Raw genomic sequence first — 12,925 nt, 5'->3', positions numbered from 1 at the left:
GAAGGGGATTTAATTGCAGCAAGCTCTGACCCAGAAAACCACAACTTAACAGTAACTGGTGTAACTCTGACTCAGGGACAAGGCCAACTAACCCGCTTTGAAAATGCAGGTGGCGCCGATGACGCGGCGATTACCGGACCATTCTGGCTGTTCGTTGCAGATAATGATTTCAACGGTGATGTGAAATTCAACTATTCCATTATCGATGATGGCACAACCAATGGTGTGGATGATTTCTTGACCGATAGCGCTGAAATTAGCCTCATCGTAACGGAAGTGAATGATGCACCTGTCGCGACAGACGTTGATTTAGGTTCGATTGCAGAAGATGGTCAAATCGTCATTGTTGAAGGGGATTTAATTGCAGCAAGCTCTGACCCAGAAAACCACAACTTAACAGTAACTGGTGTAACTCTGACTCAGGGACAAGGCCAACTAACCCGCTTTGAAAATGCAGGTGGCGCCGATGACGCGGCGATTACCGGACCATTCTGGCTATTTGTAGCGGACAACGACTTTAACGGTGACGTTAAATTCAATTACTCAATTACTGATGACGGTACAACTAATGGCGCGGATGACTTCCTAACCGACAGTGCTGAAATTAGTCTTGAAGTAACGGAAGTGAATGATGCTCCTGTAGCAACGGACATCGACTTAGGCAACATCCTTGAAGAAGGTCAGTTGATCATCAAAGAGGGCGATTTAATTGCTGCGACGAGCGATCCGGAAAACGACACGATTACCGTGACTAATCTGGCGCTCGATGAAGGCCAAGGTCAACTACAACGCTTCGAGAACGTAGGTGGTGCTGATGATGCTACGATCACTGGCCCATACTGGGTATTTACGGCAGCTGATGAATACAACGGCAACGTTAAGTTTACCTATACCGTAGAGGATGATGGTACAACCAACGGCGCTAATGACTTCCTAACGGATACAGCGGAGATCACCGCGATTGTCGATGGAGTGAACGATACACCGGTCGTTAATGGTGACAGTGTCACTACGGTTATTGACGAGGATGCTGGTCAACTGTTGAGTGGTATCAATGTCAGTGACCCTGATTATGTAGATACATTTTCTGATGATCTGATGACCGTCACGCTGACGGTGGATTACGGTACATTGAATGTATCACTTCCAGCAGTGACGACGGTTGTTGTTAACGGCAACAACACGGGTTCAGTCATCTTAGTGGGGACATTGAGTGACCTGAATGCGTTGATTGATACGCCAACCAGTCCAAATGGTGTTTTCCTTGATGCGAGCCTGTCTCCAACCAATAGTATTGGATTAGAAGTTGTTGCCAAAGACAGCGGCAACCCTTCAGGTATTGCGATAGAGACAGCACCTGTGGTTTACAACATCGCGGTGACGCCAGTGGCGAATGCACCAACCCTGTCGATCGATAGTGCGACTAACTACGTGAGAAATATTACTGCGAGTCAGTCTGTGAGTGCGAGTGGCATTCCTTTAGTTGGGATTATCGCAGCCTTAACGGACATTACAGAAGAGCTAACGCTGCATATCAGTGATGTACCTGCTGGCGCTCAAATCACCAGTGCTGCGGGTTCTGTGACGGATCTTGGCGGTGGTGTTTGGGTAGCAACGGCAGATGCAATTGAAAGCTTGCAAGCGGTTGGGCTTTCTCAAACTCCAGGTAACTACACACTGAAAGTCGAGGCGGTTTCTGAAGAGACTGACAACAACGATACAGCAACCTCTGCATCGATTGACCTTAACTTGAACATTGTGTCTAACGCAGTTGATATTAACTTGGCTTCGGAAACCGATGATGTTCAGTTACTGGCTGGTGCTAATGCGACTGACTTAACGGGTGGTTCAGGGAATGATCGACTTGAAGGTGGCGCAGGTGACGATACGCTTGTTGGCGGTGACGGTAACGACACCCTGATTGGCGGCGGAGGCTCAGACATTCTGACTGGTGGTGATGGTATGGACTCGTTCGTATGGCTTAACATCGAAGATGGTGTTGAAGATACGATTACCGACTTTGATTTGTCGGAAGGGGACAGCATTGACTTGAGAGAAGTGTTGCCGGAGCTTAAAAATACATCTCCAGACATGACCGCGTTGCTACAACAAATAGACGCGAAAGTGGACGGGGATGATATTGAGCTTACGATCAACCCGGATGGCTTAGGTACTACGGAACAGGTGATTGTGGTTGAAGACCTTGCGGCACAGCTAACCTTAAGTAGCACCATGCCTTCGGACATTCTGGATGCCTTGGTACAGCAGAATGTGATAACTCACGGTTAAAGCGAACCATTGAACCATAACGAAAGAGGCCAGCATTGCTGGCTCTTTTTTGTTACGGTATAAATTGAAAAGAGTTACTTAAGGGAGTTGTGGATCAGGAACTCTTCTTCAACACCTTTCAATTTCATCTCATCCATAATGAAGTTCACCGTGTTCAACAAACGTTGTTCACCTTTAGGAATCAGATAGCCGAACTGACTGTTGGTGAATGGAGTTTCGCAGCGTGCCGCTTCAAGACGTTCGTCAGTTACTTGATAGAATAGACCTTCAGGCGTTTCTGTCACCATCACATCAACTTTGCCTTCTGCTACTGCTTTCGGTACGTCGAGGTTGTTCTCGTAGCGTGTGAAGCTTGCGTTCTGCAAGTTCGCGTCGGCAAAGATCTCGTTAGTGCCGCCAATGTTCACGCCCACACGAACAGAAGAAAGGTTCACTTTCTCAATGCTGTCGTACTGTTCTGCGGTGCCTTTCGCAACCAAGAAACACTTACCAAAGGTCATGTAGCCTTGAGTTTGTTCCGCGTTTAACTGACGCTGCATTTTACGCGTAATGCCGCCCATCGCGATGTCGTACTTATCGTCGTCTAGGTCGGTCAGTAGAGCTTTCCATGTGGTACGAACAATCTTCAATTCAACGCCTAATTGTTCCGCGATGTGCTGTGCAACATCGATATCGTAGCCAGAGTAGCTTTTACCATCGAAGTAAGAGAAAGGCTTGTAGTCGCCAGTAGTGCCCACACGCAAAGTGCCTGATTTTTGAATGTCTTCTAGCTGGTCAGCTTGTGCGACACCAGAAAGTGCCAGAGCAATGGAGGCAAGTAATAGTGATGTTTTTTTCATTGTAATTGTCTGTTGTGTTTGTGTTGTCATTCAAAGTAACAGAAACAATCAGAGAAAGAGATCAAACCATTGGAAAGGTTGGAAAAGAAGATAAAACGAGGGCAGGAGATAGGTATTTCTATGGTTTGTGAGCATTGATCGAGGTGCGTTTCATATTCCGTTTTGATAAACCGAAGACAAACAAAAAGCCCATGTTATCGAATAACATGGGCTTCATTTTGGTTTAACTTGTTAGCTGCTTATTTAGCTATTTAGCGACTGACTCGTTGTTCATCTTAGCCGGAGCTTTAGATGCGTTAACCAATAGGATACCAACGGTTAGTACCATTGAACCACATAGTAGGAACAACAAGCGTCCTGTTGGTTCGTTTGGAATCAGAGCCATTGCTAGGATACCGAAACCTGCTGTGCTGATAAGCTTACCAAGCATTGAACGCTGTTTAGTATCTAGGTTTTGTTGCTCTTCACCTTCCGCTACAAGCGGCGTGTTCCAGTTAGTGAATAGTTGGTCAACTTCTTTCTCACGCTCTGGCGATAGGCCTTTGTAGAAGCGAGAAGTCATGATGAAGTAACCACCTGTGAACACTACGTGAGCAGCTAAGCTAAGACCTACTTTCAAGTCGCTCCATTCACGGCCTGTAAGCGCTGTTTCTAGACCAAATAGGTTCTCGATGTCTTCTGCTTGCAGAGAGATACCGAAGATGTAAGAAACGAAACCACCAACCACTAGAGTAGACCAACCAGCCCAGTCAGGTGTCTTACGAATCCACATACCTAGTAGGACAGGGATAAGCATTGGGAAGCCAATCAACGCACCTACGTTCATTACGATATCGAACAAGCTTAAGTGACGCAGAGAGTTAATGAATAGACCAATCGCAATGATGAAAATACCCATCATGATAGTCGTTATCTTACTTACAATAACCAGCTCTTTCTGAGTCGCATTTTTACGAAGAATCGGGCTGTAGAAGTTCATTACAAAGATACCAGCGTTACGGTTCAAACCTGAATCCATAGAAGACATCGTTGCAGCGAACATTGCTGACATAAGAAGACCAACCATACCTGCTGGCATTACGTTTTGTACGAATGCTAGGTAAGCAGCATCACCGGCTTTGTCGCCCATTGATGTGTATTGCTCAGCGAACTCAGGCATGAATGCACTAACGTACCAAGGTGGTAGGAACCAAATTAGTGGACCAACAACCATAAGGATACATGCTAGGCCTGCCGCTTTACGTGCGTTTTCACTGTCTTTTGCACATAGGTAACGGTATGCGTTGATGCTGTTGTTCATTACACCGAACTGCTTCACGAAGATGAATACAACCCAAAGGATGAAGATGCTCATGTAGTTTAGGTTGTTACCTAACATGAAGTCGCCGTCGAAGTTAGCAACAATGTTAGTTAAGCCGCCACCGTGGAAATAAGCTGCTACCGCACAAGTGATTGTCACGGCCATGATTACAAGCATTTGCATGAAGTCAGAAGCAACAACCGCCCAAGAGCCGCCGGTTACTGCCATCAATACTAGAACCATACCCGTTACCACAATGGTAGCTTCCATTGGGATGTTGAATACCGCTGCTACAAAGATAGCTAGACCGTTTAGCCAGATACCTGCAGAGATAAGGCTGTCCGGCATACCTGCCCATGTGAAGAACTGTTCAGACGTTTTACCAAAGCGCTGACGAATAGCTTCGATCGCCGTTACCACACGAAGTTGGCGGAACTTTGGAGCGAAGTACATATAGTTCATGAAGTAGCCAAAAGCATTGGCTAAGAATAGGATTACAATAACGAAACCGTCATTGAATGCGCGTCCTGCGGCACCTGTAAACGTCCATGCTGAAAATTGTGTCATGAAGGCAGTTGCACCAACCATCCACCACAACATTTTGCCGCCCCCTCTGAAGTAATCACTTGTAGAGGTGGTGAACTTACGGAACATCCAACCAATCGCGATTAAAAAGAAGAAGTAGGCGAGAACAACAAAAGTATCAATAGTCATCTTTTCAGCCTTTTAAATATCATAATTAACTGGCCTTAGATTAACGCGTTCCAAGGTTTATTTGTACTACAATATGTCTTTAGTATGATCTAGGTCGCATTGATTTTTCGGCCTCTAACACGTGGTTATATAAGTATTTGTTTTAATTGAATTTAAATGTGAGTGTATTTTGTTTGAGATCTAAAATAAATTGAGGGTTAAATGTTTATATGTATTACAATATAAACAGAAGCGCTTACTTTGCCGTATCTATAAGATTTTAATTATAACCGTAACAAATGTGCTACAAATTGGTGTGTTGTGCGACGACATTCACGTTAATTTGGAACTCTATACTGAAAAATTCTGTATTGGGATTTCAAGTGTAGCTCATTGTTTTCACTTCGCTATTTTGTATTTGTCTGCGGCTCTGTAGCCTTTCTATGCTATTTATTCATTTTTTCGTGCCATAGAGGTGCATATTTGGAATTTTTGTCACTGAGTGGGCGTTAAACTGGACGGACGGGACACATTTTGCGGCTCACTTTGTCTATTGTGACCTTCATTAGATGCCACGAGAGATGTTTGATGACGTATCGAAAAGGAACATTGCTGGATAAGGGGCTGGATAAGAAACTGGATAGGCGATAGGGGGCACCAGTAACGCTTCGCTAGATGCATACTGACGTAGATTGAAAGCCTTACATTACTCGTTCTTGCCTGTCTTAGTCACGGATCTTTACGAGCCCATAGGGAGAAAGGCGATAGGGTATAGGGGAAACAGAACGTTGATTGAGCGTGTTTACGGTTAGTCAGCGCAATAAATGACAGATAACAAAAAGCCCCACCGAGGTGAGGCTTCATCACTCAATCTAAAACAGATTAAGCGTTAACGTGATCAACTGCGTCACGAACAAGCTTGCCCAGTTCTTCCCACTTACCTTCGTCGATAAGGTTAGTTGGAACCATCCAAGTACCGCCACACGCAAGTACAGAAGGGATCGATAGGTATTCATCTACATTCTTCAAGCTTACACCACCAGTAGGCATAAATTTAACAGGGTAAACCGCTGTTAGTGCTTTAAGCATGCCAGTACCGCCAGAAGGCTCAGCAGGGAAGAACTTCAACGTGCGAAGGCCCATTTCCATTGCTTGTTCCACTAGGCTTGGGTTGTTAACACCCGGTACGATTGCAACGCCTTTATCGATACAGTATTGAACAGTGCGCGGGTTGAAACCTGGGCTTACGATGAAATCAACGCCAGCTTCGATAGATGCGTCAACTTGCTCGTTAGTCAGTACAGTACCTGAACCAATTAACATGTCTGGGAATTCTTTACGCATGATGCGAATCGCTTCGATTGCACATTCTGTACGTAGCGTGATTTCTGCACATGGCATGCCGTTTTCAACAAGTGCTTTACCTAGAGGGATAGCGTCTTCAGCACGGTTGATAGCGATTACAGGAATTACTTTTAGGTTTGCTAGTTGTTCATTTAATGTCGTCATGAATTCTTTCTCACGTTAAATGTGGGCTTGCTTTCAACTAAGCAAACCCTTGATTAATAGTTAAAGTGCGTAATTATAGAGACAGATCAGGCGTCGCTTCTAGAGGAATGATAGCACCTGGATGCTGAATCACAGTCCCTGCCACAATGTGACCTGCTAACGCTGCATCACGTGCATTGCCACCGCTTAAGCGCTTAGCTAGGAAGCCCGCGCTGAACGAATCGCCAGCCGCTGTTGTATCAACAATGTTGTCTACTGGATTTGGAGCAACGTACTGTGCGCTTTGGCTCTCAACTACTAGGCAGTCTTTAGCACCACGTTTAATGATGATCTCTTTCACACCAGATTCAGACGTACGTGCAATACACTGTTCAATGCTTTCGTCGCCGTACAACTCTTGCTCGTCATCGAACGTCAGTAGAGCCGTGTCTGTGTACTTAAGCATCTTCAAGTACCAAGAAATCGCTTCTTGTTGGCTTTCCCAAAGTTTTGGACGGAAGTTATTATCGAAGAATACTTGGCCGCCTTGAGCTTTAAATTTGTCTAAGAAGTTGAATAGCTGCGTGCGTCCATTCTCTGTCAAGATAGCAAGCGTAATACCACTTAGGTAAACCGCATCAAAAGAGAATAACTTATCAAGTAGAGCAGGTGTGTCTTCCTGGTCAAACATGAATTTTGCTGCAGCATCATTACGCCAGTAGTGGAAACTGCGTTCACCAGTTTCATCGGTCTCGATGTAGTAAAGCCCTGGTTGTTTGTGATCAAGCTGAGCAATTAAGCTAGTGTCGATACCTTCCGCTTGCCACTTTTCTAACATGTCGGTACTGAATGGGTCAGTGCCTAGTGCTGTTACGTAGCTCGTGTTGATATCTTGCTCTTTTGTTAAGCGAGACAAGTAAAGTGCAGTATTTAGTGTGTCGCCACCGAAACTTTGCTTAAGCCCGTCTTGTTTCTTTTGTAGCTCAACCATGCACTCGCCAATGACCGCGATGTTTAATGATTTCATATGCTTACCTTAGCAACTGAGGTTGCGCTGTTTATTATTTTAGGAAATCTTCACGCGCAGGGTTGAAGATATCAAGAAGGATGCTGTCTTGCTCTAGTGCAACGGCACCGTGCATCATGTGTTTACGAGCGAAGTAAGCATCACCTTCTTTAAGGACTTTCTTTTCGCCTTCAATCTCAGCTTCGAAGCTGCCACGAACTACGTAACCGATTTGGTCATGGATTTCGTGAGTATGAGGGTGGCCAATCGCGCCCTTATCAAAACATAGGTGTACTGCCATTAGATCGTCAGTGTAAGCAACGATTTTACGCTTAATGCCGCCACCAAGTTCTTCCCATGGGTTTTCATCTAGGATAAAGAAAGAGTTCATTGTGTATCTCCTAATCTGTTTAAATCTTTTAAGTGTTACTTAACTTGCATCCATCATAAGGGAATGAGCTCAATTGTAATACAATATATCTAAATTTGTGTGATATTGATCAAGCGATACTTCATATAGCGTAAATAAATCAACAACTTAATAAATGGCTGACATTTACCATTAGTCAGCTACATCAATGACTTATGACTAATAGTGTGACTCTACTCATCATTTGGCGACGAATAGGTATAATTAAAGCTCATATTGTATTACTTTATATGGAGTTTGAAAATTTAATCAAAGTTTAAGCAGATAAACTCTTTATTGAGGGTGACAAAGAATATGACGACTAAACCAGTATTGTTGACTGAAGCTGAAATAGAGCAACTTCACCTTGAAGTGGGCCGTTCTAGCTTAATGGGCAAAACCATTGCAGCGAACGCGAAAGATCTAGAAGCATTCATGCGTTTACCTATTGATGTCCCAGGTCATGGTGAGGCTGGTGGTTACGAACATAACCGCCATAAGCAAAATTACACGTACATGAATCTAGCTGGTCGCATGTTCTTGATCACTAAAGAGCAAAAGTACGCTGACTTTGTTACAGAATTACTAGAAGAGTACGCAGACAAATACCTAACGTTTGATTACCACGTACAGAAAAACACTAACCCTACAGGTCGTTTGTTCCACCAAATCCTGAACGAACACTGCTGGTTAATGTTCTCAAGCTTAGCTTACTCTTGTGTTGCTTCAACCCTGACACAAGAACAACGCGACAATATTGAGTCTCGTATTTTCGAACCAATGCTAGAAATGTTCACAGTTAAATACGCACACGACTTCGACCGAATTCACAACCACGGTATTTGGGCTGTAGCCGCTGTCGGTATTTGTGGTCTTGCTCTTGGCAAGCGTGAGTACCTTGAAATGTCGGTGTACGGCATTGATCGTAATGATACTGGCGGTTTCCTAGCGCAAGTTTCTCAGCTGTTTGCACCGTCTGGCTACTACATGGAAGGTCCTTACTACCACCGTTACGCGATTCGCCCAACTTGTGTATTCGCGGAAGTGATCCACCGTCATATGCCTGAAGTTGATATCTACAACTACAAAGGCGGCGTGATTGGTAACACAGTACAAGCCATGCTTGCGACGGCTTACCCGAACGGTGAGTTCCCAGCTCTGAACGATGCATCTCGCACAATGGGCATTACAGACATGGGTGTTCAGGTTGCAGTGAGCGTTTACAGCAAACATTACTCGTCTGAAAACGGCGTAGACCAAAATATTCTGGGTATGGCGAAGATTCAAGACGCAGTATGGATGCATCCATGTGGTCTTGAGCTATCTAAAGCCTACGAAGCAGCTTCTGCTGAGAAAGAAATCGGCATGCCTTTCTGGCCAAGTGTTGAATTGAACGAAGGCCCTCAAGGTCACAACGGCGCGCAAGGCTTTATCCGTATGCAGGATAAGAAAGGCGACGTTTCTCAACTTGTTATGAACTACGGCCAACACGGCATGGGTCACGGTAACTTTGATACGCTGGGTATTTCTTTCTTCAACCGTGGTCAAGAAGTACTGCGTGAATACGGTTTCTGTCGTTGGGTGAACGTTGAGCCTAAATTCGGCGGCCGTTACCTAGACGAAAACAAATCTTACGCTCGTCAAACAATTGCACATAACGCAGTAACGATTGATGAAAAATGTCAGAACAACTTTGACGTTGAACGTGCAGATGCAGTACACGGCTTGCCACACTTCTTCAAAGTAGAAGACGAGCAAATCAATGGCATGAGCGCATTTGCTAACGATCATTACGAAGGTTTTGACATGCAACGCAGTGTGTTCATGCTAAACCTTGAAGAGCTTGAGTCTCCGCTATTGTTAGACTTGTACCGCTTAGGTTCGACAAAAGGCGGCGAAGGCGACCACCAGTTTGATTACTCTCATCAATATCAAGGTCAAATTATTCGCACTAACTTCGAATACCAAGCAAACAAAGAGCTAAACACACTAGGAAGTGACTTCGGTTACCAACACCTATGGAATGTAGCGAGTGGTGAAGTGAATGGTACTGCGTTAGTTAGCTGGTTACAGAACGACACGTACTATACTTGGTTGGGTACAAGTTCGAACGAGAACGGAGAAATCATCTTCACTCGCACTGGTGCTAACGATCCAAGCTTTAATTTACGTTCAGAGCCTGCATTCATTCTACGTAGCAAAGGCGAAACAACATTGTTTGCTTCTGTGCTAGAAACGCACGGTTACTTTAACGAAGAATTCGAGCAATCAGTAAACGCTCGTGGTGTTGTGAAAAACATCAATGTTGTTGCTCACACGAATGTAGGTTCAGTAGTAGAAATTACGACAGAGAAATCAAACGTGACAGTGATGATCAGTAACCAACTTGGCGCAACTGACAGCACTGAACACAAAGTAGAACTGAACGGCAAAGTATACAGCTGGACAGGCTTCTACTCAGTAGAAACGACTTTAGAGCAGGGGAAATAATAATGAGCTATCAACCACTTTTACTTAACTTTGAAGAAGCAGCAGAGCTTCGTAAAGAACTTGGCAAGGATAGCCTATTAGGTAACGCACTAACTCGTGACATTAAACAAACTGACGCTTACATGGCTGAAGTTGGCATCGAAGTTCCAGGTCATGGCGAAGGTGGCGGTTATGAACATAACCGTCATAAGCAAAACTACATCCATATGGATCTAGCGGGTCGTTTGTTCCTTATCACTGAGGAAACTAAGTACCGTGATTACATCGTTGATATGCTAACAGCGTACGCGACGGTATACCCAACATTGGAAAGCAACGTAAGCCGTGACTCTAACCCTCCGGGTAAGCTGTTCCACCAAACGTTGAACGAGAACATGTGGATGCTTTACGCTTCTTGTGCGTACAGCTGTATTTACCACACAATCTCTGAAGAGCAGAAGCGTCTGATCGAAGACGATCTTCTTAAGCAAATGATCGAAATGTTCGTTGTGACTTACGCACACGACTTCGATATCGTACACAACCACGGCCTATGGGCAGTGGCAGCGGTAGGTATCTGTGGTTACGCGATCAACGATCAAGAATCTGTAGATAAAGCACTTTATGGCCTGAAACTGGACAAAGTAAGCGGCGGTTTCTTAGCGCAACTTGACCAACTGTTTTCGCCAGACGGCTACTACATGGAAGGTCCTTACTACCACCGCTTCTCTCTACGTCCAATCTACCTGTTCGCAGAAGCGATTGAACGTCGTCAGCCTGAAGTCGGTATCTATGAATTCAACGATTCAGTGATCAAGACAACATCTTACTCTGTATTCAAAACCGCATTCCCAGACGGTACATTGCCAGCTCTGAACGATTCATCGAAGACGATCTCTATCAACGATGAAGGCGTTATCATGGCAACGTCTGTGTGTTACCACCGTTACGAGCAGACTGAAACTCTGCTTGGTATGGCTGATCACCAAAAAAATGTTTGGGTTCATGCTTCAGGTAAAACATTGTCTGACGCTGTTGAAGCAGCTGATGAAATCAAACCATTCAACTGGGGTAGCCTGTTCGTTACCGACGGCCCTGAAGGTGAGAAAGGCGGCGTTAGCATTCTTCGTCACCGTGATGAGAAAGACGACGATACCATGGCGTTGATCTGGTTCGGTCAACACGGCAGCGATCACCAGTACCACTCTGCGCTAGACCACGGTCACTACGATGGACTGCACCTAAGTGTATTCAACCGTGGCCACGAAGTGCTGCACGATTACGGCTTCGGTCGCTGGGTAAACGTTGAGCCTAAGTTTGGTGGTCGTTACATTCCAGAGAACAAGTCTTACTGTAAGCAGACGGTTGCTCACAACACAGTAACGGTTGATCAGAAAACGCAGAATAACTTCAACACAGCATTGGCTGAGTCTAAGTTTGGTCAGAAGCACTTCTTCGTAGCAGACGACCAGTCTTTGCAAGGCATGAGCGGCACAATTTCTGAGTACTACACAGGCGTAGACATGCAACGCAGCGTGATTCTTGCTGAACTTCCTGAGTTCGAGAAGCCGTTAGTGATTGATGTTTACCGCATCGAAGCTGACGCTGAGCACCAGTACGATCTTCCCGTTCACCACTCTGGCCAGATCATCCGTACTGATTTCGATTACAACATGGAAAAAACGCTTAAGCCATTAGGTGAAGACAACGGTTACCAACACCTATGGAACGTGGCTTCAGGCAAAGTGAACGAAGAGGGTTCTCTAGTAAGCTGGCTACATGACAGCAGCTACTACAGCCTAGTAACCAGCGCTAATGCGGGCAGCGAAGTGATTTTTGCTCGCACTGGTGCTAACGATCCAGACTTCAATCTTAAGAGTGAACCTGCGTTTATCTTACGTCAGTCTGGTCAAAACCACGTGTTTGCTTCTGTACTAGAAACGCATGGTTACTTTAACGAATCTATCGAAGCCTCTGTAGGCGCTCGTGGTCTAGTTAAATCAGTATCTGTTGTGGGCCATAACAGTGTCGGGACTGTTGTTCGCATTCAGACTACTTCTGGCAACACTTACCACTACGGTATCTCAAACCAAGCTGAAGACACGCAGCAAGCAACTCACACTGTTGAGTTCGCGGGTGAGACATACTCGTGGGAAGGGTCATTTGCTCAACTGTAAATGATCAACACACATACCATTTAACGATGGTGTGTGCTGATGTGGTGCTTTGCGGGAACGAAGCGCCATATCATGTTCGATTGTAAGGGTGTTCGCATCTAAGTAACTGAACGAAATTAATGTCGATGACAAAGAATATCGGAAATAAGTCAAACCGAGTAACTCGTTGTGAGTTGCTCGGTTTTTTTATGCGTGTAGGACAGAGGCTGATGTAATTTGGGAAGGGGATCTCATTTAATAATCTCTGGCGGTTAA

General features: G+C 45.0%; 8 protein-coding genes. 3 read left to right on the top strand and 5 right to left on the bottom strand.

Annotated features, from left to right (window positions below):
• Nucleotides 1-2,289 (top strand): cadherin-like domain-containing protein (locus tag AB4503_RS08820; protein WP_372114333.1); only part of this gene is annotated, 2,289 nt, incomplete at its 5' end.
• 74 nt (nucleotides 2,290-2,363) lie between these two features.
• Here the strand turns inward: AB4503_RS08820 and AB4503_RS08815 are convergent.
• The 5 genes from AB4503_RS08815 to AB4503_RS08795 all read right to left on the bottom strand — a co-directional run bounded on the left by AB4503_RS08815 (nucleotide 2,364) and on the right by AB4503_RS08795 (nucleotide 8,006).
• Nucleotides 2,364-3,128 (bottom strand): transporter substrate-binding domain-containing protein, encoded by a 765-nt coding sequence (locus AB4503_RS08815; protein WP_029235150.1) that lies wholly within the window; start codon nucleotides 3,126-3,128, stop codon nucleotides 2,364-2,366.
• Between the two features lie 247 nt (nucleotides 3,129-3,375).
• A complete protein-coding gene (locus tag AB4503_RS08810) occupies nucleotides 3,376-5,142 on the bottom strand; it encodes a sodium:solute symporter family protein (RefSeq protein WP_017061487.1) in 1,767 nt (588 codons plus the stop codon).
• Nucleotides 5,143-6,003: 861 nt separating this feature from the next.
• Nucleotides 6,004-6,630: a bifunctional 4-hydroxy-2-oxoglutarate aldolase/2-dehydro-3-deoxy-phosphogluconate aldolase gene (locus AB4503_RS08805; RefSeq protein ID WP_017061486.1), complete on the bottom strand. Its 627-nt coding sequence runs from the start codon at nucleotides 6,628-6,630 to the stop codon at nucleotides 6,004-6,006.
• A gap of 73 nt (nucleotides 6,631-6,703) precedes the next feature.
• Entirely contained in the window at nucleotides 6,704-7,636 is a 933-nt protein-coding gene (locus tag AB4503_RS08800) for a sugar kinase (protein ID WP_017061485.1), read from the bottom strand.
• 34 nt (nucleotides 7,637-7,670) lie between these two features.
• Complete coding sequence (locus AB4503_RS08795; RefSeq protein WP_009846518.1) at nucleotides 7,671-8,006, bottom strand: cupin domain-containing protein; 336 nt, start codon at nucleotides 8,004-8,006, stop codon at nucleotides 7,671-7,673.
• 333 nt (nucleotides 8,007-8,339) lie between these two features.
• Here AB4503_RS08795 and AB4503_RS08790 point away from each other — a divergent pair, with 333 nt between their 5' ends.
• Together AB4503_RS08790 and AB4503_RS08785 are read left to right on the top strand one after the other, a co-directional pair.
• Nucleotides 8,340-10,514 (top strand): heparinase II/III family protein, encoded by a 2,175-nt coding sequence (locus tag AB4503_RS08790; RefSeq protein ID WP_372114331.1) that lies wholly within the window; start codon nucleotides 8,340-8,342, stop codon nucleotides 10,512-10,514.
• 2 nt (nucleotides 10,515-10,516) lie between these two features.
• On the top strand, nucleotides 10,517-12,670 hold the full coding sequence (locus tag AB4503_RS08785) for a heparinase II/III family protein (RefSeq protein WP_372114329.1): 2,154 nt from the start codon (nucleotides 10,517-10,519) through the stop codon (nucleotides 12,668-12,670).
• The last annotated feature ends 255 nt before the right edge of the window (nucleotides 12,671-12,925 follow it).

The sequence above is a fragment of the Vibrio sp. 10N.222.55.B11 genome (genome assembly GCF_041473705.1).
Taxonomy (GTDB): Bacteria; Pseudomonadota; Gammaproteobacteria; order Enterobacterales; family Vibrionaceae; genus Vibrio; species Vibrio crassostreae_C.
Note: the sequence above shows the minus strand (reverse complement) of the source record. Positions and strands in the feature narration are given on the sequence as shown.